This is a genomic window from Micromonospora sp. NPDC023633 (assembly GCF_040640035.1).
Taxonomy (GTDB): domain Bacteria; phylum Actinomycetota; class Actinomycetes; order Mycobacteriales; family Micromonosporaceae; genus Micromonospora.
In genome coordinates this window covers 1-22,800 of sequence record NZ_JBFABB010000111.1, presented here as the reverse complement: position 1 = coordinate 22,800, position 22,800 = coordinate 1, and the positions used below count along the sequence as shown (strand labels likewise).

General features: G+C 74.8%; 13 protein-coding genes and 2 pseudogenes. 7 read left to right on the top strand and 8 right to left on the bottom strand.

Annotation, left to right across the window (positions count from 1 at the left end; translation table 11 throughout):
* The coding region (locus AB0G13_RS27140) for a DMT family transporter (protein ID WP_357879893.1) at nucleotides 1–1,048 on the bottom strand (1,048 nt) is incomplete at its 3' end.
* Between the two features lie 124 nt (nucleotides 1,049–1,172).
* Here AB0G13_RS27140 and AB0G13_RS27135 point away from each other — a divergent pair.
* Both AB0G13_RS27135 and AB0G13_RS27130 read left to right on the top strand, forming a co-directional pair.
* The gene (locus tag AB0G13_RS27135; protein WP_357879896.1) at nucleotides 1,173–1,766 is read left to right on the top strand and encodes a Uma2 family endonuclease; all 594 of its coding nucleotides are present in this window, start codon (nucleotides 1,173–1,175) and stop codon (nucleotides 1,764–1,766) included.
* Nucleotides 1,767–1,818: 52 nt separating this feature from the next.
* The gene (locus AB0G13_RS27130; protein WP_357879890.1) at nucleotides 1,819–3,489 is read left to right on the top strand and encodes a DUF885 domain-containing protein; all 1,671 of its coding nucleotides are present in this window, start codon (nucleotides 1,819–1,821) and stop codon (nucleotides 3,487–3,489) included.
* A gap of 61 nt (nucleotides 3,490–3,550) precedes the next feature.
* Here the strand turns inward: AB0G13_RS27130 and AB0G13_RS27125 are convergent.
* A pseudogene (locus AB0G13_RS27125) lies at nucleotides 3,551–4,204 on the bottom strand (hypothetical protein); the annotation flags it as partial.
* 833 nt (nucleotides 4,205–5,037) lie between these two features.
* Entirely contained in the window at nucleotides 5,038–6,156 is a 1,119-nt protein-coding gene (locus AB0G13_RS27120) for a DUF3068 domain-containing protein (protein ID WP_357879887.1), read from the bottom strand.
* A 110-nt stretch (nucleotides 6,157–6,266) separates the two neighbouring features.
* On the opposite strand from AB0G13_RS27120, the gene AB0G13_RS27115 reads away from it, so the two are divergent.
* A complete protein-coding gene (locus AB0G13_RS27115) occupies nucleotides 6,267–7,466 on the top strand; it encodes an acyltransferase (RefSeq protein ID WP_357879884.1) in 1,200 nt (399 codons plus the stop codon).
* Here AB0G13_RS27115 and AB0G13_RS27110 read toward each other — a convergent pair.
* On the bottom strand, nucleotides 7,358–11,668 hold the full coding sequence (locus tag AB0G13_RS27110) for an alpha-(1->3)-arabinofuranosyltransferase (protein WP_357879881.1): 4,311 nt from the start codon (nucleotides 11,666–11,668) through the stop codon (nucleotides 7,358–7,360). The genes AB0G13_RS27115 and AB0G13_RS27110 overlap by 109 nt on opposite strands.
* An 85-nt stretch (nucleotides 11,669–11,753) precedes the next feature.
* Between AB0G13_RS27110 and AB0G13_RS27105 the strand changes: the two genes are divergently transcribed.
* The gene (locus AB0G13_RS27105) at nucleotides 11,754–12,965 is read left to right on the top strand and encodes a glycosyltransferase family 4 protein (protein ID WP_357879878.1); all 1,212 of its coding nucleotides are present in this window, start codon (nucleotides 11,754–11,756) and stop codon (nucleotides 12,963–12,965) included.
* On the opposite strand, the gene AB0G13_RS27100 is transcribed toward AB0G13_RS27105, so the two are convergent.
* Together AB0G13_RS27100 and AB0G13_RS27095 are read right to left on the bottom strand one after the other, a co-directional pair.
* Nucleotides 12,950–13,144: a hypothetical protein gene (locus AB0G13_RS27100; RefSeq protein ID WP_132238409.1), complete on the bottom strand. Its 195-nt coding sequence runs from the start codon at nucleotides 13,142–13,144 to the stop codon at nucleotides 12,950–12,952. The two genes, AB0G13_RS27105 and AB0G13_RS27100, sit on opposite strands and share 16 nt — an antisense overlap.
* Before the next feature lie 139 nt (nucleotides 13,145–13,283).
* Nucleotides 13,284–14,816: pseudogene (locus tag AB0G13_RS27095) on the bottom strand (hypothetical protein); the annotation flags it as partial.
* 116 nt (nucleotides 14,817–14,932) lie between these two features.
* Between AB0G13_RS27095 and AB0G13_RS27090 the strand changes: the two are divergent.
* Both AB0G13_RS27090 and AB0G13_RS27085 read left to right on the top strand, forming a co-directional pair.
* Entirely contained in the window at nucleotides 14,933–16,192 is a 1,260-nt protein-coding gene (locus tag AB0G13_RS27090) for a polysaccharide biosynthesis protein (protein ID WP_357879874.1), read from the top strand.
* A 20-nt stretch (nucleotides 16,193–16,212) separates the two neighbouring features.
* The gene (locus tag AB0G13_RS27085) at nucleotides 16,213–18,744 is read left to right on the top strand and encodes a DUF5005 domain-containing protein (protein ID WP_357879871.1); all 2,532 of its coding nucleotides are present in this window, start codon (nucleotides 16,213–16,215) and stop codon (nucleotides 18,742–18,744) included.
* A gap of 42 nt (nucleotides 18,745–18,786) precedes the next feature.
* On the opposite strand, the gene nudC is transcribed toward AB0G13_RS27085, so the two are convergent.
* Nucleotides 18,787–19,707: an NAD(+) diphosphatase gene (gene nudC, locus AB0G13_RS27080; protein ID WP_357879868.1), complete on the bottom strand. Its 921-nt coding sequence runs from the start codon at nucleotides 19,705–19,707 to the stop codon at nucleotides 18,787–18,789.
* A 179-nt stretch (nucleotides 19,708–19,886) separates the two neighbouring features.
* Between nudC and AB0G13_RS27075 the strand changes: the two genes are divergently transcribed.
* Nucleotides 19,887–21,701, top strand: coding sequence for a VanW family protein (locus tag AB0G13_RS27075; protein WP_357879865.1), 1,815 nt, complete (start codon nucleotides 19,887–19,889; stop codon nucleotides 21,699–21,701).
* Nucleotides 21,702–21,846: 145 nt separating this feature from the next.
* Here AB0G13_RS27075 and AB0G13_RS27070 read toward each other — a convergent pair whose 3' ends face one another.
* Nucleotides 21,847–22,584 (bottom strand): GNAT family N-acetyltransferase, encoded by a 738-nt coding sequence (locus AB0G13_RS27070; protein ID WP_357879862.1) that lies wholly within the window; start codon nucleotides 22,582–22,584, stop codon nucleotides 21,847–21,849.
* Nucleotides 22,585–22,800: the final 216 nt, after the last annotated feature.

Sequence of the window (22,800 nt, the reverse complement as noted above, 5' to 3'; positions counted from 1 at the left end):
CTTGCTGCATGGCGGCGACCGGCTCGGTCGCGGCATCGGCCGGCTCGGCGGCGGCCGCCGGCACGTTGGCTGCGGCGGCCGGCACGGCGGCGTCGGGCACGGACGGCTCGGTGACGCCGGCGGGCCCGGGCCGGCGGCGGCCGATCAGGCCCTGCGAGACGGCGACGCCGAGCAGCACGACGAGCGCGCCCACCGGCTGGTGCCAGGTGAGCTGCTCGTCGAGGGCCAGGGCGCCGATGAGCACCGCGAACACCGGGATCAGATAGGTGACGGTGGAGGCGGTGCTCGCCCCGGCGACCCGGATGTTGCGCAGGTTGATGACGAAGGCGAGGCCGGTGCCGAGCGCGCCGAGCGCGAGCACGCTGGCGAGCACCTCGGCCGAGAGGCCGGTCGGCGCCGGCGGCGCCCCCGCCACCAGCGGCGCGACGACCGCGAGCTGGGCGGTCGCGATCAGCAGCTGTGCCGCCGAGAGCGAGAGCCCGGAGTGCGCGCTGCCCGCGACGAACTTCTTCTGGTACGGGATGGCGACGCCGTAGCAGGCGGCCGCGCCCAGGCACATCAGCTGCCCGGTGAAGTGCGCCCCGCCCACCCCCTGCCAGACGCCGAGCACCACCAGCACCCCGGCGAAGCCCAGCGCCATCCCGACCGCCCGGCGTACGGTCAGCCGCTCGGTGCGGAAGACCAGCACGGCCAGCGGCAGCACGATGAGGGGGGTGGTGGCGTTCCAGATGCCCGCGAGCATCGACTCGACGCGCTGCTCGCCGTAGCCGAAGAGGGTGAACGGCACGGCGACGCCGAACGCGGCGACCACGGTCAGGTGCGCCCAGACCCGGGGCTCGGCGGGCAGCCGGTCGCGGAGCACGGCGAGCACCAGCAGCAGTGTCAGCGCGCCGGCGCCGACCCGGTAGAGGGTGAGGTGCAGCGGATGCAGTTCCCCGATGCCGATCTTGATGAACAGGAAGCTGGAGCCCCAGATCGCGGCCAGCGCCAGGAACCCGGGCAGCCAGCTCCGCAACGCCGCCCGGTCAGGAGTGGAATCCACTGTCACCCCTGACACTCTGCCGCAGCCGTACGACGATGTCCCGCGACTTCTTCCACGCCGTGTCGACCACCACAGAAACCGCCTACGCTGGTGGCGCGTTGACCACCCTGAGGAGGTGCACGCCGTGGCGATGCCGATGCGTTTCGACCCGCTCGTCGACCTCGACGGCATGTGGACGACCCAGTTCGCCGACCGATACCTCCCGTTGCCGGGGCTACCCGATGCGCGCTACGAGTGCATCGACGGGAGGTTGGTCATGACGCCCGCCGAGGTCGGCACGAACAGCTACGGCGAGATAAAGCTCGCCCGCATTCTGTCACCCGCCGCGGAGACCCACGGGTTCTACGTGTTCGGGCAGGTGAACCTGACCTTCTCGCCGCGGCGCTGGATCCAGCCCGACGTCACCGTCCTGCACGCGCTGCCGAAGACCGACGAGGAGGACCGGTGGATCCCGGCCCACCTCTGCACGATGGCGGTGGAGTTCGTCTCGCCCGGCAGCCGCCGGCAGGACTTCGTCGACAAGCCGATGCGGTGCGCGGAGGGGCGGGTGCCGTACTTCCTGCGGGTCGAACTCTCCCGCCGGCTGGGGCATGCCCAGGCGGAGCTCTTCACCCTCGGCAAGCTCGGCGGTTACGACACCGTCGCCAGGGCGGTCGGCGGTCGGCGACTTTCGGCCGACCTGCCGTTCCCGATCGACTTCGAACCCGCCGACCTGCTGCCCTGAACACGCAGCACGCGTTCGACAACCCGGCGGTGCTCTCACGTAGGGTCGCAGCGTGGGACGAATCGATGACCTCGCGAACCGGTACGTCGCCGAGTGGGCGCCGCTGAGCCCGATCGGTGCCACCTACGTCGGCATCGCCGGCCACGACGACCAGCTCGACGACCTGTCGCCCGACGGTTACACGGCCCGGGCGGAGCTGACCCGGCGGACGCTGGCCGACCTGGACGTGACCGAGCCGGAGTCGGAGGCGGAGCGGACCGCCAAGGAGGCCATGCAGGAGCGACTCGGCCTCGACCTCGCCCGCTACGACGCCGGCGAGGCGAGCAGCGAGGTCAACGTGATCTCCAGCGGTCTGCACGAGGTCCGCATGGTCTTCGACCTGATGCCGACCGAGGGCGACGACGCCAAGGCCAACGTGGCCGCCCGGCTCAACCGCTTCGCGGGCACCCTGGAGGGCTACAAGGCGACGCTGCGCGAGGCGGCCGCCGCCGGCCACGTCAGCGCGCGGGTCCAACTGGTCGAGGTCGCCAAGCAGTGCGACATCTGGGTCGACCCGGACGGCGACAACTTCTTCCACGGGCTGGTCGAGCGGCTGGGCGCCGACGGCACCCTCGGCGCCGAGCTGCGGCGGGGCGCGGCGGCGGCGACCGCGGCGACGGCCGAGTTCGGCCAGTTCCTCCGCACCGAGCTGGCCCCGCTCGGCCGGGAGAAGCAGGCGGCGGGCCGCGAGCGCTACGAGTTGGCCTCGCAGTACTTCCTCGGGGCGAAGATCGACCTCGACGAGACGTACGCCTGGGGGTTCGAGGAGCTGGCCCGGCTGGAGGCCGACATGCGGACGGTGGCCGGCCGGATCGTCGGCCCCGGCGCCACCATCGACGAGGCGGTCGAGGCGCTGGACGCCGACCCGGCCCGGACGATCCGGGGCAAGGAGGCGTTCCGGGACTGGATGCAGGCGCTCGCCGACAAGGCCATCGGCGACCTGCACGGCACCCACTTCGACATCCCGGAGCAGGTACGCCACATCGAGTGCTGCCTCGCCCCGACGAGCGACGGCGCGATCTACTACACCGGCCCGAGCGAGGACTTCTCCCGCCCCGGACGGATGTGGTGGGCGGTGCCGCAGGGCGTCACCGACTTCTCCACCTGGCGCGAGGTGACCACCGTCTTCCACGAGGGCGTGCCGGGTCACCACCTCCAGGTCGCCCAGACCGCCGTGCGGGCCGAGCTGCTCAACCGCTGGCAGCGGCTGCTCTGCTGGGTCTCCGGGCACGGCGAGGGCTGGGCGCTCTACGCGGAGCGGCTGATGGACGAGCTGGGCTACCTGGAGGACCCGGGCGACAAGCTCGGCATGCTGGACGGCCAGGCGTTCCGGGCCGCCCGGGTGATCGTCGACATCGGCATGCACCTGGAGCTGGAGATCCCGAAGGACAACCCGTTCGGCTTCCACCCGGGCGAGCGCTGGACCCCGGAGCTGGGCTGGGAGTTCATGCGGGCGCACTGCCGGGTGCCGGACGAGAACCTGCGCTTCGAGCTGAACCGCTACCTCGGCTGGCCGGGGCAGGCGCCCTCCTACAAGGTGGGCGAGCGGATCTGGCTCCAGGCCCGTGACGAGGCGAAGGCCCGCAAGGGCGCCGACTTCGACCTCAAGGAGTTCCACCGCCAGGCGCTCGACCTCGGCTCGCTGGGGCTCGACCCGTTGCGCAAGGCGCTCACCCGCCTCTGAGGTCGGCGGTGCGGGGCCGGAGGGACACCGGCCCCGCACCGGGTGGTGGTGCGCAGTGAGGTCAGGAGAGGGTGAGCTTCAGCGCCGGCTGGGCGGTCAGCGCGTCGCTGCGGACGAACGCCAGTTCCATGGCCGGGTCGGTGAAGGTGATCGGCACCGGTGACGTGATCGGCAGGCCGTCGGGAAGAGGCAGGTCCGGGGTCAGCGTGATCTTGACGCCGAGCAGCCGCCCGACGAACCGGGTGGCGCAGAAGGCGACGTCCCCCCGCACCGTCAGCCGGTCCGTGGCGAACCGCATCGTCGTGCCGTCCGGCCCCGGCGAGCGGAGCAGGAAGTCGTCGGTGACCGCCCGGTCCATGGTGAACTTCAACGCCCGCAGGCTGCCGTCGGCGGTCGGCAGGTCGACGACGCCCTCGAACCGCAGCCCGGTCATGGTCACCTGCGAACCGGTGAGCAGCGACGGGACCGGCGCCACCACCGGCTGCCCCGGATCGGGGTCGATCCGCGGCAGCGGCCCGCCCGTCACCACCGGCCCGGGCCGGCTCGGCGTCGGGCTGGCCGGCGCGCACGACGGGCCGGGAGCCGCCGGCCGACCCGTGGCCGTGGCCGTGGGTCGGACGCTCGGGGTGGCCGTGGGGCGGGCGGTCGGAGCGGCCGTGGCCGTGGAGCGGGGGGTCGGAGCGGCCGTGGGGTGGGCGGTCGGGGTGGCCGACGGCGTCGCGCGGGAAGCCGCGTCGTCCCGGCCGCCACCGAGAAGGCCGTCCAGGACGACGGTCCCGCCGCCCGCCGACGGGGACGGGCCGGGGGCGCTCGGGGCCGGCGTCGCACTCGGCATGCCGGTGGGCGCCAGGGGCGTTCCGCTCGGCGCCGGCCGCGTTCCGCCCTGGCCCGGAGCCGTGGTCGGGCAGGCGGGAATCGGCAGCGCCGCACCGTGCACCGGCGTCGGGCCGGGCCCGGCGAGCGCCACGGCGGCGAAGAGGCCGAGCAGCGCGACGTACGGCCGGGGATCGGCCAGCGCGGTCAGCGAGCCGCCCCGGAACGGCCGCACCCGCCGCCGGCGGTGCAAGCCGTGCCACGCCGCGCGGCACCGGCCGCGCCGGTCGGACTGCGGATCGACGGTCGTCACGTACGCCTCCTGCCGGGACCAGAGGGGACGGGGTCGGGCCCGCACTTGAGCCGCCACGGTTACCGACGAGTAATGAACGTGCCCGATGATGCTCCGCTGAAGGCGCAGGCCACAAGAGCCGCGCCGCCGGCTACGGCGACCGCCATGACGCTCGGTAGCCGAGCTTCGCGAGGAGGATCCCCGAAATTATCGGTATCTATCGATGATTTTCCCGCAAACCGAGCACATCGTCGCCCGGCGGCGACCGTGAGTGACGAGGAGCGGGACAGATCACGGTTCAGTAACAACGAGGCCGGCCGGCCGCCCCCCGCCTGCGTGACAGGCCGCCACCGTCGCCCCGCGTACGGGAGCGACGGTGACGGCCTGTCACATGGTTGTCGGTGATCGGCGCCCACACACCAGGAACGCCGCCCGACGGTCGGCTACCGGTCTCCGGCTTCGCCGTCGTGCGCCGGCGCCCCGGTGGTGACCTGCTCGGACGACGCCCGCGGCGCGGGCGCCGTGGTGGCGTCCCCGCCGGCGGCACGGTGCCGCGCGGCGGCGGTGGCCCGGCGTCCGGCCAGCACCAGCCAGAGCCCGACGAGCAGCGCCAGCGCGCCGACGACCGTCAGCACGAGCGGGATGGTCCGCCCGATCAGCAGCAGCTTGTCCCGGTTCTTGCCGGCCGACTCGACGCTGTTCGCGATGGTCTCGTCGGTGTAGACGAAGTCGGCGTCCAGCAGCGCGGTGGGCGCGCCCTGGTCCGGCACCAGCGTCTTCTTCTGCTGCTCCCGCACCTTGACCAGGTTGCCGCTGACCGGCTCGACCCAGATGGTGCGGGTGTTGCCGTACATCACCTTGCCGCTGGTCGCGCCCGGCGCGAACGCCCCGAGCAGGCCACCGACCCGCTCGGCCGGCATGCCCAGGTCGGTCTCCTCGATGACCTGCCGGAACCGGTACGCCTCGGTGCCGTTGATCTTCTCGGTGCCGTCGAACCGGATCGGCAGCGCCTTGCGCAGGTCACGATCGAAGTACTCGTAGTCCTTGCGCTCGGTGTGGAACGGGAACTTGTAGGTCTGCCCGCCGAAGGTGACCTCGCTCGGCCCCTCCGGGCCGTCGGCCTGGAGGAACTGCTTGTCCCAGCCGACCGCCGCGGCGGTCCGCCGGTCCAGGGCCAGCTCCGCGGAGTACTGGCTGATCACCTCGCCGGTCTGGATCCACTTCACCGTGCCGTACGCGCCCCAGACGACCGCCTTGCCCTCCCGGTCGCCGGTCATCTCCGACTCGGTGGTGCCCGCCTGCGGCGCCACCTCGGTGGTGGCCTGCAGCGTTCCGGTCTGCACCGTCGGCGGGGCATCCTTCTTGAGCTGCAGGAACTTGGCGTTCTCCGCCACCGCGACGCTCGGCTTCAGGCAACCCTCCGGCTTGTTCTCCGCGTTGCACAGCTTCAGGTCGTACGGCAGTTTCGTCACCGTCGGTGCCACGAAGAACGCCGCCCCCGCGGCGAGCACAAGACACAAGACGCCTGTCCCGAACAGCACGGCGCCCAGACGAGCCTTCACTGATCCTCCCAACAAAGACAGTCAGCCGGTGTCCGGCGAGCGGTCCTGTCCCTAAACTTGGCCGCAGGTTACTCCCGGGTTACATATTCACGCGACCCTCTGGACGGTTGATGTCTGCCCCAACTCCGGATCACGACCTCCGCCGACTGCCCGCGCTGGACGCCGTACGGGTGATCGGCGCGCTGGCCGTCGTCGGGCACCACGTCGGGTTCGCCACCGGTGCGAACACCGGCGACTCGGGGCTGGGCAGCTGGCTGTCCCGCCTCGACGTGGGCGTCGCCGTCTTCTTCGTGCTCTCCGGCTTCCTGCTCTTCCGCCCGTACGCCCACTCGTCCGCCACCGGGCAGCGGCGCCCCTCCGCCCGGCGCTACCTGTGGCGCCGGGCGACCCGCATCCTGCCCGCGTACTGGCTGACCGTGGTGGTCTGCCTGCTGGTGCTGCCGCAGAACCAGCCGACGGCCGCCGGCGACTGGTGGCGACACCTGACGTTGGCCCAGATCTACGAGCCCCGGCAGTTGCGTCACGGCCTGAGCCAGACCTGGAGCCTGGCCACCGAGGCGGCCTTCTACCTGCTGCTGCCGCTGCTCGCCGTGCTGCTGCTCCGGCGGCGCTGGCGTCCCGGCCGGTCCACCGTCCTCATCGTCGCGGCGGCGCTGGCGATCACCGCCGGCTGGGTGGCCCTGATGGGATTCGGCCTGCTCGACCTGGGCCTGCACACCATGTGGCTGCCCTCGTACGCCGGCTGGTTCGGCGCCGGCATGGCGCTGGCCACCGTCCACGTGTCGCTGCGCACCGGCACCGGTGACCGCTGGCGGTGGCTGGACGACCTCGGCGCCGCGCCGCTCGCCTGCTGGTCGGTCGCGCTGGCCGCGCTGGCCGTCGCCACCACGCCCATCGTCGGGCCCCGCGACCTGGCCGAACCCACCGCCGCCCAGTTCGGGCTGAAGATGGCGCTGTACGCCCTGGTGGCGGTGATGGTGGTGCTGCCGGTGGCGTTCGGGCCGGCCACCCGCACCAAGGCCGTCCTCGGCGGCGTCGTCGGCCGGTGGCTCGGTCGGGTGTCCTACGGGCTGTTCCTCTGGCACCCGTTCGTGCTGGAGGGGGTCTACGTCGTCGGCGACCGACCGAACTTCACCGGTGACACGGGCGAGATCTTCCTGATCACCGTCGCCGGTGGGCTGGTCCTCGCCGCGATCAGCTACTACGCCGTCGAGCGTCCCTTCCAACGCTGGAACGGCCCCTGGCCGCGCCGCCGCGGGAGCACGAGCGAGACCCAGAGCACCGTCGCGGCGGCGACCGCCGCCAGCTGAGGCGCCGCGTCGGTGTGCCCGCCCCGGGTCACCGCGTACCAGCCGGCCAGCCCGAAGCAGGCCACTGGCAGCCAGCGCCCGACCAACCCGTACACCCGGCGCAGCCCGCGCCGGTCCGGCGCGGGCAGGCGCGGCTCCAGCGCGTGACCGGCCACCACGCCGGCCGCCGCGAGCAGCACGACCGCGACCGCGGCCAGGCCCCCGACCAGCAGCAGCGCCGCCCCGCCGAACACCAGGGCGAGCAGCCGGTGCCGGCGGCGACGCGCCGGCCCCACCGCCGCCGCCGGGACGCCCCGGCTCGGCAGCAGTGCGGCCACCGCGACCCCGCCCAGCAGGATCGCGCCGGCGCCCAGCGCCAGGACGTACCCGTCGTCCGGGGCGAACCGCAGCCGCACCTCACCGGAGAACCCGGCCGGCACCAGCCAGCCCTGCTGCCAGCCGTCCACCACGAACGGGGTGAGCCGCTCGCCGCCGGCGGTGGCCTCCCATCCGGCGTTCGCGTTCTCCCGCAGGGCCAGCACCCGCTGACCCGGGTACCCGCCCAGGTGCAGCGACCGCCTGGTGGCCGACCAGCCGTCCACCCGGACCGGGGTCCGCACGACGTCCGCCGCTACCGCCGAGCCGGCGACGCCCGCCGGGCCGGCCGCGCTGCCGTCGGCGGTCCCCGGGACCACGGCGTCCGGGGTGAGGACGAGCTGGGTCGGCGTCGCCAGCCGGCTGGCCTTCGCCACCACCCGCACCTCACCGCCGGCCAGGGGCAGCGGATCCTTCGCGCCGGCGCCGCAGAGCACCGCGTCCACCTCGCGCAGCTCCACCAGCTCCCGCCGGCTGGCCACCAGGGCCGTGCGGCGCGAGGCGTCGCCGACCTCGACGGTGGGCCCGGTGCCGCAGGGGAGCGTGACGCGGGCCGCCGGATCGTTGCGGGGCACCGGGCCGTCGGGCAACACGATCAGCTCGCCCACCCCGACCGGCAGGCTCTGCGACAACCGCCGGTACGGGTCGAAGGTGTTGGCCGGCACCACGTCGGAGATCAGCACGGTGATCTCGTCGGTCGTCAGCGGCCGGTCGAAGACCAGGCTGCCGCCCTCGTCGAAGACGCCGCCGCGCATGCCGCCGTCCCCGATCACGGTGGCCTGCCACGGGCGGGCCGCCGCCGCCGTGGGTGGCAGGGTCACCTTCAGCCCGGCGATCTGGCGGGTCTTCGGCCAGGTCAGGCGCAGCCACGGCTGCCGGTCGGAGCTGGCGGCGTACCAGGTCGTCGCCGGATCGCCGTCGACCACCGCGCCCGGCCGGGCCGCGGGGTGGGAGACGCCGACGCTGGAGGCGGCGACCACCGGGCTGACACCGCGCGTGACGGCCGCCGCGCCCCCGCCGTCGAGCAGCGCGTTCAGCGCGCCGCCCGCACGGGGGCGTACCCGCAGCGCCACGTCGTAGCCGGCGGCGACCGGCAGGCTCAGCGTCCGGTCGATCCGGTCGCCGTCCTCGGACTCCCGGACCAGCCCGCCGTCGCAGATCGGCCGGCCCTCGTCGAAGACGCAGGGCGAGGCGCCGGCGGCGGCCGTGAGCACCACGGCGGCCGGGGCGGCGGTGGCCGGCGGCGCCGGCACGGCCAGGGTCCGCTCGGCCCGCACACCCGGGATGGTGATCTCGGCGATGCCGACGCCGCCGAAGCCGGCCCGGATGTCGAAGACCTGGTCGATGGAGACGCGCACCCGGCGGGTCGGGTAGCCGGCGGGCACGGTGACCTGCACGCTCTGGCCCGGGTTCTCCACCACCGCCTGCTGGTTGCCGGCGCTGACGGTGATCCTCGTGGGCAGGGAGTCGGCGCCGGTGTCGAAGGTGAGCCCCACCTCGCGGACCACCTGCGGCTCGGTCAGCTCCACCTGGAGCCACTGCCCGGTGGTGACCGTCCCGGGCGCCGAGCGCCAGGCGGTGGCGAGGCTGCCGTCGAGCGCCGCGTACGGCTGGTGCGCCGGCCGGCCACCGACCAGCGGCTGGGCGTCGGACCAGGAACTCGACGCGGTGACCGACTCGATGCCCAGGTAGCGCACGGTGGTGGCCTGGTCCTCGCCCCACGACGGCAGGTAGTCCCGGGCGGGCGCGCCGAGCCTCGCCTCGTCGGCGGACGTCAGGGTCGCCGAGGCGTTGTCGTGCGGCTGCCCGAACGCGACCTCGCGCCGGCGCATCCCGTCGGTGAGCACCACCGGGCCGTCGGCCAGCCCCGCCGGCCGATCCCCGGCGAGCACCGTCGGGGCGTCGGAGAGCCGGCCGGCCGCCGCGATCTGGAGCAGCGACTCCGGCCCACCCACCACGGTGGTCAGGCCCTTCGCGTCGTACGCGACGACGGGGCTGACCGGCTGCGCGACCTCGTACACCTCCAGGGCCCGGACCTTCACGTCCAGCCCGTGGTCGACGAAGTTGCCGGGCAGCTGGCCGCCGCCGACCTCCGGCCCGAAGGCCCGCACCGGACGGATGCCGGGCGAGCGTTGCAGCGCCTGCCGGACCACCACCGGCTGGGTGGCCCCCGAGCGGCCGTAGTCGAGGTCGGAGCGGAGCAGCAGGTACCGCACGCCGGAGCGGGCGAGCAGGTCGGCCAGCCCGGCCGAACCCTCCCCGTTGGCCAGCGCCGACTCGACGGCGTCGAGCAGCCGGATCGTGCCCGGCGGGGTGAGCGGCACCGAGCTGCGCACCGCCCAGGGGCTCTCCAGCAGGGGCTGGGTGACCTCGTCGCTCGGGCTGCCCCACAGGTAGCGGGGGAAGCGGGCGGCGGGCACCACCAGCACCCGGTCGTCGCCGAGGTTGCGGTCCAGCCAGGAGGTCGCCTGGTGCCAGTAGCCGGGCACCTCCCGGAAGCTGCCCTGGGCGGGCAGCCCGGCCGCCAGTGCCGGCGCGGCCACCCCGGCGACCGCGACGAGGGCGGTGCCGGTCACCAGCGTGGCGCGCAGCCGCACCGGCTGGAGCAGGCGGGGCAGGCCCGGGTCCACATCGGGCCGGTCGGCCGCACGCGCCGCCCGTGCCACCAGCCCGACCAGGTGGGCGAGCCCGAGGATGAGCGGCAGCCGCAGCACCACGTCGAACTTGTGCACGTTGCGCAGCGGCGCGCCGGCCGCGTCGAGGAAGTCCCGCTGCGTCTGGGCGCCGAACCCGTCGACCGCGCCGACGTGACCGAGCCCGACCAGGGCCAGCCCGACCAGCAGGCCGGTGACCAGGAAACGCCGGTGCGGCATTCCGCGCCGGGCCAGGCCGGCGAGGCCGAGGCCGGCGACCACCAGGGTGGCGACCACGAGCGGCCGCTCGGTGGCCAGCCGCCAGCCGGCAGACCAGGGCGGCCCGTACGCGCCGTTGAGGTACGCGTGCCAGTGCGAGGCGCCGCGCAGCACGGTGGTCATGTCGGTGGGCCCGGTGGTGACCGGCGCCGTCTCGATGTAGTCGAGGAACGGCGGGCTGTACCGGCCCAGCAGCAGCAGGGGCACCAGCCACCAGGCGGTCGCCGCGCCCACCGCCAGCCCCCAGGCGACCAGCGCCCTGATCCGCAGCCGGAACGGGTGCAGGCCGACCAGCCAGAGACCGGCCAGCGGCACGACGGCCAGCACCGCCGTCGCGTTGACGCCGCCGGCACACGCCACCACCAGCGCGGACAGGGCCACCGCCCGGCGTACGGAGCCGCCCCGGGCCAGCCCGACCAGGGGCACCAGCACCCAGGGGGCGAGGGCGCTCGGCCACGCCTCCACCGAGATCGGGCCCAGCTCGGTCACCAGCCGGGGGGAGAGCGCGAAGGCCACCCCGGCGAGCAGGCGGGCGGCCGGCGTGCCGATGTGCAGCCGCTCGGCCAGCCGGACCACGCCGGTGCAGGCCACCGTCATCAGCAGCGCCCACCAGAGCCGCTGCACCGCCCAGGCCGGGATGTCGAGCACCTCGCCGAGCAGGAAGAACGGGCCCATCGGCCAGAGGTAGCCGTACGCCTGATTCTGAAGCTGGCCGAAGGTGCCGTCCGGGTCCCAGACGTGCAGGGCGCGGCTCAGCCATCCGGCTGGATCGACCGCCAGGTCCACCTTCGTGTCGATGGCGATCATGCCCGGATCCTGGAGGAACGCCAGGGCCGACAAACCGAGACAGACCGCGACCAAGCGCAGACGCCACACCCTTCTCGATGTGGCGTCCGGTCGGTCGGTCAGCTCCGGGCGGGCCGGCGCCTGCTGCATTTCGCCTCCGATCGGGCATTGCGGGGGGCGTGACGAAGCCCATAGTGTGACGCGACGCGAAGACTACTCGGCAGTAGGAGTAAGTGTGGAAGCACCGCCTGCCGCCACCCGGCACGTACTTTTCCTCAACTGGCGCGACACCCGGAACCCGGAGGGCGGCGGTTCGGAGGTGTACGTCGAGCGGATCGCCAGCGAACTCGTGCGCCGGGGTCACCGCGCCACGCTGCTCTGCGCCACCCACTCCGCCGGTCCCGCCGAGGAGGTCACCGCCGCCGGCGTACGGGTGCTGCGGCGCGGCGGTCGGCACACCGTCTACCTGCGCGCCGCGCTCGTCTACCTGGCCGGCGCGTTGGGCCTCGGGCCGCTGACCCGGGGGCGGGGCGGTCGCCCCGACGTGATCGTGGACGTCGGCAACGGCCTGCCCTTCCTGTCCGCCCTGTACGCCGGCCGCCCGGTGATCGCGCTGGTGCACCACGTGCACCGCGAGCAGTGGCCGGTGGTGCTGGGCCGCTGGCTGGCCGGCTTCGGCTGGTGGGTCGAGTCCTGGCTCGCCCCGCGCGTCTACCGCCGCTGCCAGTACGTGACCGTCTCCGCGGCCACCCGGCAGGAGCTGGCCACCCTCGGCATCGACCCGTCCCGGGTCGCCATCGTGCACAACGGCACGCCCGACATGACCGTCGGGCCGGTCCCGCGCACCCCGCACCCGTCCCTGGTGGTGCTCGGCCGGCTGGTGCCGCACAAGCAGGTCGAGCTGGCCCTGCACGCGGTCGCCGGGCTCACCGGCGAGCTGCCCGGGCTCACCCTCGTGGTCGCCGGCCAGGGCTGGTGGGAGCCGCAGCTGCGCCAGCTCGCCGAGGAGCTGGGCGTCACCGACCGGGTCCGCTTCACCGGCTTCGTCAGCGACGCCGAGAAGCGGGAGCTGCTGGCCAGCGCCTGGGTCGCGCTCACCCCGTCGCTCAAGGAGGGCTGGGGGCTGACCATCGTGGAGGCCGGGGCGGTCGGCACGCCTACGGTGGCGTTCCGCGGCGCCGGCGGGGTCGAGGAGGCGCTCGTCGACGGCGAGACCGGCCTGCTCGCCGACGACGTCGACGACTTCGTCGCCAAGGTGCGGCTGCTGCTGACCGACGACGGCCGGCGCACCGCGATGGGCACGGCGGCGCGGGCGCACGCGGCCCGCTTCACCTGGCCGGTCTCGGGCGAAAAATTCGCGGCCCTCGTGACGAGGGCCGCGAACGCTCGGGCTGTGGTGCCGGCGGAGCAATTGGAGCCGGTGGAGCCGTCCTACCTCGTGCCGTAGACCAGCGGCTTGTTGGCGCCGCCGCCACCGCCGTCCGAGCTGGTCCGCGCGGCCTGCTCGGCCTTGGCGGCCTCGGACGACGAGGTGCCGGTGAGGGTGGTGGCCAGCGCCACCGACCCGAAGACGCCGAGAGCGACCGCGATCACCCCGGCGAGAACCAACGAGAGAGCACTGCGCATGGTGCTGACTTCCTCCTCGTGAGCTGCGTGCGCGGGACGTTACCACCAAGTAGCGTCGGTGGGGAGGGCCGCGAGGACGATCGATACCGGCCCGGCGGCGGGAGCCGACAGCTCACTGCGCACCGGCGCCGCGCGCGGCCGGGTTCTCGTACAGGGTCAGGTCCTCGCCGGCGTAGACCTCGCGCAGCCCGACCAACGCCGCCGGGTCCATCCGCTGCCCGCCGGCCACCCGTTGCACCACCACCCAGCGCACCCCGGTGTCCCGCACCGGGGCGTCGGCGTCGAGCACCCGCCGCACGTGCGCGACGCGCGGGTTCTCCCCGCTCACCTCGCTCGTGCCCACCCAGAGCGTGTCGTCGACGAGGACGTCGGCGTCGACGTAGCGGGGCAGCGGGTCGAGCGCCGTCCGGCCGCCGTTCCAGGGATAGGCCCGGTAGGAGCCCAGCGGCAACGAGAGCACCTCGCCCGGCTGGCCGTCGAGGCGGGCGGCGACGGCGTCCCAGTCCGCCGGATAGGCCACCGGCCGCAGCCGGCCGGCCGCGCCGAACGCCAGGTCCGGCAGCACCACCACCGGCAGCACCACCGCCCCGGCCAGCACCGCGCCCGCGCCGGCCCGCCCGGCCCGGCCCGCCGCCCCGGCCAGCCGTTCCGCGCCGAGCGCGAACCCCACGGCGACCAGCAGGGCGTACGGGACGAGGAACTTCTGCCCGTCGCGCAGCACCCCGGCTCCCGGCACCGTGGCCACCAGCCACTCCAGCGACGCGCCCAGGCCGGGCAGCACGCCCAGGGCGGCAAGCAGGAAACCGCCGGCCGCCAGCACGGCGAGCCGGTCGACGAACCCGTCCGGCCAGCGGCGGCGCAGCGTCCGGTAGCCGAGGACCGCCAGGGCCAGCACGACGGCGGTGGCCACCGGCGCCAGCGGGGACGACCGGCTCGCCGGCGTCGTCTGTGCGTTCCAGATCCCGCCGGTGCCGGCCAGGGCGCCGAGCGCCCCGCTCCAGTTCTCCGCCCGCGCCGCGAAGGCCGCCACCCCGTCGGGGTCGGTCCGGGCGTCCGCCCGGGTCAGGGCCGCCGCCACCAGCCAGGGCGCGTTCAGCAGCAGGACCACCGCCACCGCGGTCGCGCCGACCCGGCCCCCGCCCCGCCGCGGCACCAGCACGACGGTGCTCGCCAGGGCGATGAGCCCACCGGTCGGGGTCACCGCGGCGAGGGCGGCGGCCAGCACCAGCAGCGGCAGCGCCCGCCGGGCACCGGTCCGCAGCCGGATCGCCGCCAGCACCAGCCAGGGCAGCGCCGCGTACGCCAGGAGCAGACCCCAGTGCCCGATCAGCAGCCGCTCCGCCAGGTAGGGCGTCCACGCGTACCCGACGGCGGCCACCAGCCGGGTGACCGGATGCCGGGCCGGCACCAGCAACCCGGCGCCGACGGTGGCGAGCAGCAGCACGGCGACCAGGGCCAGCCGCTGCACCAGCCACCCGGGCGCCGCCTGGCTCGCCAGCGACACCAGGGCGTCCAACGGCACCGCCCGCGGCAGCGAGTCGGACGGGGCGACGAGTTCGGCGCGCCACGGCTGGTGCGGCACGAAGACCATGTCGTAGCTGAGCACGTATCCGGGTGCCGCCAGCGGAGCCAGCACCAGCAGGGTGACGGCCAGCCCGAGCCCGACGAGCATCGACCTCTCCCGCAGGGTTGACCTCCTCACTACGCTGACCGGGCGTGGCACCGGCGTGGCGCCACTGTACGCGCGCCCGTCGCACACCCGGGAGTGCCGGCGACACGGGACGGTTGATGGGAACGGATGCGGAGAGGCCCGGCCGGGCGACCGGTCTCGGCACCGCCGGCGTCGCGGTGACGCTGGCCGGGGTGTTCGTCAACGGGCTGGCCTACGTGGTGCCCGTCCTCGGCGCGCGGCACCTCGATCCGGCGGAGCTGAGCGCGCTCGCCACGCTCCTGGCGCTGGGTGCGATCGGCGGTGTGGCCAGCACCGGGCTCCAGATCGCGGTCGCCGTGCACCGGGCGCGGCATGGTCGCGCCGCCACCGCCCGACCGACCCTGCTCACGGTCCTCGTCACCGCCGCGCTGCTCGCCCTGACGCTGCCGGTGGCCGCCGTCCAGCTCCGGCTGACCGCCCCGGCGGTGCTGCTGCTCGGCGTGCTCACCGTGGCGGTCGTGGCGGCCGGCCGCTGGCTCGGCGAGTTGCAGGGCGACCAGCGCTTCCTGCGCCTCGCCGGCGGCATGGCGCTGCTCGGCGCCGGCCGCTACGGGGGCATGGTGGCCGGGCTCTCGCTCAACGGCGGGCTCACCGGGTCGCTGCTGGCCGGCGCGCTCACCTCGGTCCTGGTGCTCGCCCTGCTGGTACGCCTCAACCGGGGGGCCGGCATCGACCCGGCCGTACCCTCCCTCGCCACCCGGACCGTGCTCACCGCCAGCGGCGCCACCCTGGCGATGCTGGTCGTCTCCTACGCGGACCTCCTGCTCGCCCGCCGCTTCCTGCCGCCGGACGTCTCCGGCACCTACGCCGTCGGCACCGTGCTGACCAAGGGGGCCCTGTGGGCGCCGCAGGTGGTGACCGTGATCGCGCTGCCCCGGCTGGCCAGGGGGGACCGGCGGGCCCTGGTCACCGCGCTGGCCCTGGTCGGCGGCGCGGGGGCGGCGCTGGTGCTCGGCTCGGCGCTCGCCGGCGGGCTGGCCTTCCGCCTGGCCGGCGGCCCCGCCTACGCCGCAGCCGGCCGCTACGCCCCGCTCTTCGCCGCCACCGGCGCCCTGTACGCGGTCGTGTTCATCCTGGTCAACGCCCGGGTCGCGGCGTCGGCCCGGTGGCCCGCCGCTCCCCTGTGGACGTCCACGGTGATCTTCGTGGCCGCCGTCGCGACCGTCGTGCCGCGGACCGTCGCCGGGATCGCCGGGGCCGCCCTGGCGACGGCTGCGATCACCGCGGTGGTCACGGGACTCCTGACAATCGCCCACGAACGGGACAGCAGGTCAAAACGCACCCGTACGGCCACTACCACCCCAGCGGGAGGACATGTCACAGTGCGGGACGGATAACCAGGAGACGGGGGTTTCTGGTGAGCGTCAGCACGGCCACGACCGGATCCGGACCAGGAAAGGCCCGCGGGCACGCCCGCTGGCTGCTCGTGTTGTACGCCACCGCACTGGTGCTCACCCTGACGGCCGGCGTCCCGGGCCGGGCGCGGGCCGAGGGCGGCATGTCGGCCGACCGGCTCACCGCCCTCTTCGAGCGCTACGGCGACACCTCCGGCCGGTGGAACGGCGCCGACCGGACGGCCTCGGTCCGGCTCCCCGACGGCCGGCTCCTCTGGCTCTTCTCCGACACCTTCCTCGGCCCCGTCGGCCCGGACGGCTCCCGCCCCCGCACGGCGTCGTTCATCAACAACTCCGCCGTGGTGCAGCAGGGCGACGAGCTGCGCGAGACGGTGCACGGCGGCACCGCCGACGACCCCGCCTCGCTGGTGCCGCCGCCGGCAGCCGACCAGTTCCACTGGATCGGCGACGCCCAGGTCGTGGGCGGGACCCTCCAGGTGCTGGTCAACCGCTACCGCCGCACGGGCGACGGCCCGCTGGACCACGTCCTGCTGGGCACCTCGCTGGCGACCTTCGCACTGCCCGGCCTGACGCCCACCGCGGTCCGGCCGCTGCCGCTGGGGGAGCGCATCTCGTGGGGCTCCACCCTGCTCCGCGATGGCGGACACACCCTGATCTACGGCACCGAGGCGAGCGGCGAGACGAAGTTCGCGCACGTCGCCCGGGTCGCCGGGGACGACCTGCAGGGCCCGTGGGAGTTCTGGACGGGCAGCGGCTGGACGCCCGCGGCGGACCGCTCCGCCCGCATCCTCAGCGGGGTCGGCACGACGTACGGGGTGCAGCGGGTCGGCGACCGGTACGTGCTCGTGACCCACGAGAACAACCTGGTGTTCAGCGCCGACCTGGTGGCCTACTCGGCCGACGGGCCGACGGGTCCGTTCGACGGGCCGGACTACCTGCACCGCGCACCCGAGACCGACGCCGGGCACCTCGTCTACGACGCCGACCTGCACCCCGACCTGGCGCGTCCGGGCAAGCTGCTCATCTCCTACAACGTCAACAACGTCGACGACGCGGTGACGTACGCCGACGCCGGCCTCTACCGGCCGCGCTTCGTCGAGGTCGACTGGCCCCGCACCCGGCCGGACCGGGCCGACGTGCCGCCGGCGCCGGCGGCGCTCACGGCCGAGGCGCGGGGCGCGGGCAACGCCGAGCTGCGGTGGCGTCCCGTCCCGACCGACGACGAGCTGCGCTACCTGGTGCACCGCCGGAACGTGACCGCCGGGCAGACCCACTTCGTCCGGATCGGCGAGCCGACCGCCGAGCCCCGCTCCTCGGCCGACTTCCTGGTCAACGGGCACCAGTACGAGTTCCGGGTGACCGCCGTCGGGAGTCGGGGCGAGGGCCCCCCGTCGGCCGTGGCGGGGATGACCGCCACCGTGCCGCCGCCACCGCCGCCGGGCGGGCTGCGGGCCGAGGCCGGCCGCACCGGGGACGTCGCGGTGCGCTGGGAGCCGGTGCCGTTCGTCCAGTTGTTCCGGCTCTACCGGCGCGACGTCACGGCGGGGCAGCGGGAACCGGCCCTCGTCGGCACGTTCACCGGCACTAGCGCGACCGTCAGCTCGCTGTGGCACGCCCGGACGTACGAGTTCACCGTCGTCGCGGTCGGCGGCGGCGGGGACAGCCCGCCCTCGGCGCCCGTCCGGGCCACCGCCTCGGTCAGCCCGCCAGCCGCGCCGGCCCGGCTGACCGTCCAGGCCCAGCCGGACGGCAACCTCCGGCTCGGCTGGGCCAACCTGGGGCCCGGCATCTCCTACCGGGTCTACCGGCGCGACGTGACGGCGGGCCGGAGCCGCCTCGGCTCGCCCGCACTCGAGATCCGGCCGAGCCACCTCGCCCGCTACCTGGAGCACGGCCACGAGTACGAGTTCGCCGTCAGCGCGGTGGACCGCGACCGGGAGGGTCCGCTCTCCCCGCCGGTGCGGGCCCGGGCGCGCTTCACCGCGCCGCAGGTGGTGCCGACCGGCCTGCGGGTGACGAAGGTCGGAACTTCCGAGGTGGAGCTGACCTGGCGGTCGGCCAATCCCGGCGGGTGGCACCGCGTCTATCGGCGCGACCTCACCGCCGGGGAGCGGGAGTTCACCGAGGAGGAGGTGCCCGTGCAGGGCACCGAGGCCACCATCCGCCAGCTGCGCAACGGCCACGAGTACGAGTTCACGGTCGCCGCGGCCAACCAGGCCGGTGCCGGTCGGCAGAGCAGGCCCGTCCGGGCCGTCCCGCGGCTGCCCACGCCGGGCGGGCTGGCGGCGACGGCGGGCGGCAACGGCGAGGCCCGGCTGACCTGGCGTTCGGCGGGGCCGGGCCTCGCCTACCGCGTCCAGCTCCGGGACGTCACGGCCGGCGGGCAGTGGCGGACGGACCCGGTGCCGGTCAGCGGGACGGACTTCACCGCCGTGCTGCTGGTCCGCGGGCACCGCTACGAGTTCCGGGTCGCCGCCACCAACGGCGTCGACACCGGTACGCCGTCCGCGCCGGTCGCCGTGCTCGTCCGCTGAGAAACCGGCGGCGGCCGCGTCGCGCCGGAGGAGCTGGCCCGGTCAGGCCCCAGCGGCGAGCCAGGAGCGCAGCAGGTGGTGGTCGATCGAGTCGGCGCGGCCCAGCGGCCGTCCGGCGGCCGCCCGCTCGCGCAGCTCGTCCCGGGTGAACCAGCGCGCCTCCAGCAGCTCCTCGCCGTCCACCCGCACCTGCTCGGACGCGGCGGTCGCCCGGAAGCCGACCATCAGGCCGGCCGGGAACGGCCACGCCTGCGAGCCCACGTACGCGAGGTCGGTCACCGTCACCCCGGCCTCCTCCGCCATCTCCCGTCGGACGGCGTCCTCCAGGCTCTCGCCCACCTCGACGAAGCCGGCGAGCGTCGAGTACGCCCCCTCGGGCGCGCCCGCGTGCCGGGCCAGCAGGCAGCGGTCGGGGGCGCCGGGCGCCTCGACCAGCACGATGACCGCCGGTTCGATCCGGGGAAAGAGGAGCCGGCCACACTCCGCCCCCGCACACGACCGGACGTGTCCGCCGCCCCGGGCGACGGTCGACGCCCCGCACGTGCCGCAGAAGCGCTGCTGCCGGTGCCAGTGCAGCAGCCCCCGCGCGTACGCCTGGACCGCCGCCCCGGCCGGGTCGAGCCGGCCGACCAGCGCCCGGACGTCGAGGGCGGCGCCCGCCCCCGCCACCTCGACGGCGGTGGCCTCGGGCAGCCCGGAGAGGTCCACGGCGAAGACGGCCGAGCCCTCGTCCATGCCGAGGAAGACGGTCTCGTCGGCGACGGCGAGCGCCCTGGCCGCCCGTTCCCCGCTCAGCCGCACCGGCACGTCCCCGGCGACCAGGCAGCGGTCCCGCCACAGCGGCAGCAGGGTGCTCGCCGGGTCCGCCAGCAGCGCGGCGATCCGTTCCGGGTCGGTACGCAGTTCCCCCGCCCGGTCCAGCCAACCGCCCCCGTACGCCAGGACCGCCTCGTCCGTTCCCATGCCCCAACCGTGCCATGCCCGCCGCCCCGGCCGACGGCGGGCCCGGTGTCCCCCGACACGCCGGGCGACACGCCGTGGTGTGACGGGTGGGCGCTGGCTGCCGCCCCGCCCGGGCGCCAGTTACCGTAGGTGTCTTCCGGGCGGAGGCGCGCTCCCCCGTTGTGGTACGTCCGATCGAGGTGACCGTGACGCTGTACGGCGAGAAGACTCCACCCGCCGACGAACGGCCCACCGTGCAGGTCACGGCCGTGACCTGGCCCGGTGACGAGCCGGAGCCGGTCGCGCCGGCGGGCAGGCCGGCCGGCTCCCGGTCCCGCCGGGTCCGCCTGCTGCTGGCCGCCGGGGTCGCCACGGCGGTGCTGGCCTCCGTGGCCGGGGCGGGCGCCTACGCGTACGCCGGTGACGTGCCGCGCGGGACGACGGTGCTCGGCGCGGAGCTCGGCGGCCGGAGCCGCGCGGACGCCGCCCGGAAGCTGCGGGCGGAGCTCGAACGCCGCGCCGCCACCCTCAACGCCCCGCTGTCGGTACGCGTCGGCGAGCGGACCGCCACGATCGACCCGGCCGCCGTCGGCCTGGCGGTCGACGTCGACGCCACCGTGGCGGCGGCGGCCGAGGCCGAGGCGCACGCGGTCGACCGGCTCGTGGGGTCCCGGGCGGTGCAGCCGGTGGTGACCGTGGACGCGGCCCGGCTCGACGCCGCCCTCGAGAAGGTCGTCGGCGACCAGGGCCGGAAGATGACCATGCCGGCGATCACCTGGAAGGGCACCACGCCGAAGGCGGTGCACCCGAAGCCGAGCCTCGCGCTGGATCCGGACCGCTCCGCGCAGGTGGTGCGGGAGGGTTGGCTCAGCGGCCAGCCGGTGACCGTGCCGCTGGTCGAGACGCACCCGGCGACCACCGCCGAGGAGGTGGACCGGCTGGTCGCCGAGCTGGCGAAGCCGGCCGTCGCGGCCCCGGTCACGCTGACCACCGGCAAGGGCTCGGTGCAGATCCCGCCGAAGGCGATCGCGCGGAGCCTCCGGTTCACCGCCGACAAGGCTGGGAAGCTGACCCCCCAGGTCGACGTGAAGCGGCTGCGCGCCGCGCTCGGCGACGACCTGGCCGCGATCGAGGTGCCGCCGAGGGACGCGCGGATGACCATCTCCGGCGGCAAGCCGAAGGTCGTCGACGGCAAGCCCGGGCAGCAGCTCGACAGCGAGGCCCTCGGCCGCGACCTGCTCGCCGTCCTGCCGAAGGCGGACGAGCGGAAGGTCACCGGCGAGCTGAAGCCGGCGGAGCCGGAGCTGACCGCCGCGAAGCTGGCCGGGTTGGGCATCAAGGAGCGGGTCTCCACCTTCACCACGCACTTCACCGGTGGGCTCTCCTCGCCGCGCAGCCAGAACATCGTCACGATCGCGAAGGACGTCGACGGCACGGTGGTGCTGCCCGGCGAGACGTTCTCGCTCAACGGGCACACCGGCGAGCGCGGCTACGCCCAGGGCTACCGGGACGCCCCGGTCATCCTCGACGGCAAGCTGGTCCCGGGGGTGGGCGGCGGCACCTCGCAGTTCACCACCACGCTGTTCAACGCGACGTACTACGCCGGGCTGGAGGACGTCGAGCACAAGCCGCACTCGTACTGGTTCAGCCGGTACCCGGCGGTCATCGAGTCGACCATCTTCTGGCCGGACCTGGACTTCAAGTTCCGCAACAACACCGAGCACGGCGTCCTGATCGACACCTCCTACACGTCGAGTTCGATCACCGTGTCGATCTGGAGCACGAAGATCTGGGACAGCGTGAAGACCGAGTACAGCCCGCGCCGCAACATCACCCACCCGGAGACCGTCTACCTGAAGCCCGGCCCGACCTGCATCCCGGCGAGCGGCAGCCAGGGGTTCACCCAGGACGCCTTCCGCGTGTTCAAGAAGGACGGCAAGGTCGTGAAGCGGGAGAAGTTCACCTGGCGCTACTCCGCGGAGCCGCGCTTCATCTGTGGTCCCGAGCCGTCCTGACGGCCGCCCGACTCCCGCTCGGAGAAGCCCCGCCGGCCACGTCGCCGGCGGGGCTTCCTCCTGTCGTACGCGTACCGCGCCCGACCGTCGACGCCGCGGCCCGGCACGCGCCGCCCGTGGGCGCCGATCCGCCCCTACGCCTGCGCTACCGGTGGCGGAACCACAGGTTGGGTTCGGTGTAGGTGCCCTGGTCGAGGTCGCGGTCGATGCGCAACGGGGCCAGCCCGTCGGGGATGACGTAGTCGCCGCTGTCGGGGAAGGCCAGGCCCGTCCACTGCTGCCACTCGGCGACGGTGCCCGTCATCGTCTGCGACCGGGGCGCCGTGGCGACCAGTCGGGCGCCGAGCCGCCAGTGGGTACGGACCCAGGGATCGAGCGGCGCGCCGTCCTCGCGGGTCCAGGTGGCGAACCGCTCGATCGGGGTCAGGGGGTAGCGGGCCTTGAGCGTGGGTCGTACCGGGGCGACCACGCGCGACCAGCCGCGCTCACCGGCCAGCGATCGCAGGGCCGTGATCAGGTCACCGGCCAGTCCCCGGCCGCGTAGGTCGGGGCGGACCTGGGCGGCCATCACCACCAGGGTGTCGGGGGTGTCGCCGTGGTCGTGGCCGGTGATCGCGTGCCGGAGCGAGTCGGTGTAGCCCTCGGGCAGGTGCGCCGGATCGCCGTCCCAGCGGATCGGCACGCCCCATCCTGCGGCGACCAGCTCGTCGTCGCCGTCGAGCAGCACCAGCTCCAGGTCGGCGAACACCTCCCGCACGCGTCCGAGGTGACGGCTCGCCTCCCGGTCGGCGCCGATGAAGGCCGGCCAGCCGTCGGCGAACAACCGGTCCAGCTGGTCGTCGGGCCGGGGCCGGGCCCGCAGAGGTTCCACGACGGTCTGCATGGCGGCTCTCCCACAGTGTCCGGTGCGTCGTCGTCGAAGATCCCTGCCGGTCGGCACGCCGGCGGCTCCGGCTTCGTCGTGCCGCCCGCCTTCGTCGTGGATCGGGTCTTCGGGAAAGGTCCGTAACGCAGTTCAGGGCCACCCCGAAGGGGTGACCCTGAACTGAAAGATTGTCCGGCGGTGTCCTACTCTCCCACACCCTCCCGAGTGCAGTAC

Excerpts from the sequence above, each read along its gene's own strand:
- AB0G13_RS27135 (WP_357879896.1), top strand. The coding sequence starts at position 1,173 with ATGCCGATGCGTTTCGACCCGCTCGTCGACCTCGACGGCATGTGGACG.
- AB0G13_RS27115 (WP_357879884.1), top strand. The coding sequence starts at position 6,267 with ATGTCTGCCCCAACTCCGGATCACGACCTCCGCCGACTGCCCGCGCTG.
- AB0G13_RS27110 (WP_357879881.1), bottom strand. The coding sequence starts at position 11,668 with ATGCAGCAGGCGCCGGCCCGCCCGGAGCTGACCGACCGACCGGACGCC.
- AB0G13_RS27100 (WP_132238409.1), bottom strand. The coding sequence starts at position 13,144 with ATGCGCAGTGCTCTCTCGTTGGTTCTCGCCGGGGTGATCGCGGTCGCT.
- AB0G13_RS27090 (WP_357879874.1), top strand. The coding sequence starts at position 14,933 with ATGGGAACGGATGCGGAGAGGCCCGGCCGGGCGACCGGTCTCGGCACC.
- nudC (WP_357879868.1), bottom strand. The coding sequence starts at position 19,707 with ATGGGAACGGACGAGGCGGTCCTGGCGTACGGGGGCGGTTGGCTGGAC.
- AB0G13_RS27070 (WP_357879862.1), bottom strand. The coding sequence starts at position 22,584 with ATGCAGACCGTCGTGGAACCTCTGCGGGCCCGGCCCCGGCCCGACGAC.